The organism is Sandarakinorhabdus rubra (assembly GCF_010994245.1).
In the GTDB taxonomy this organism is placed as follows: Bacteria; Pseudomonadota; Alphaproteobacteria; order Sphingomonadales; family Sphingomonadaceae; genus Sandarakinorhabdus; species Sandarakinorhabdus rubra.
The window spans coordinates 1-539 of record NZ_WMHO01000478.1 but is presented as its reverse complement, the minus strand read 5'-3'; the positions used below and the strand labels follow the sequence as shown (position 1 = coordinate 539).

The 539-nt window shown below is 71.6% G+C and carries 1 protein-coding gene; it reads left to right on the top strand.

The features are described 5' to 3' along the window. Window positions 1-130: 130 nt before the first annotated feature. Window positions 131-539: 4Fe-4S dicluster domain-containing protein (locus tag GJV64_RS15390; protein WP_164158402.1), on the top strand; the 409-nt coding region annotated here is incomplete at its 3' end.

The following is a 539-nucleotide window of genomic DNA, read 5'->3' as shown; positions in this document are numbered from 1 at the left end:
CGGTGCGGCTGCTCGGGCACAGCGGGCGCGTCCCGGCCCGCGCGCCGCTTGATGCCGGCCTGGCGGCGCTCGATGCGCGGGTGAAGGCCCAGTTCGATCCGGCCGGCATCCTCAATCCGGGGCTCTTGCCATGAGCGCGGCTGCCGAAATCCCCACGCTCGCACGCAAATGCGTGCACTGCGGCTTCTGCAATGCCACCTGCCCCACCTATCTGGTTACAGGCGACGAACTCGATGGCCCGCGCGGCCGCATCTGGCTGATGAAGGACATGATGGCCGCACCGGACGCAGCGCCGTCGGCGCGGGCCGCCCGCCACCTCGACCGCTGCCTCACCTGCTTGTCCTGCACCAGCACCTGCCCATCGGGCGTTGATTATGCCCAGTTGATCGACACCGCCCGCGCCCACATCGAGGTGCATCGTCCGTGGCATGAACGGCTGGCCCGCCGCGCGCTGACTGCCCTCATGTCGCGTCGCCGGCTGTTCCGGGCCGCGCTCCATCTGGGCCGCCTCGCCCGCCCGCTGGCGCCGCTGCTGCCCG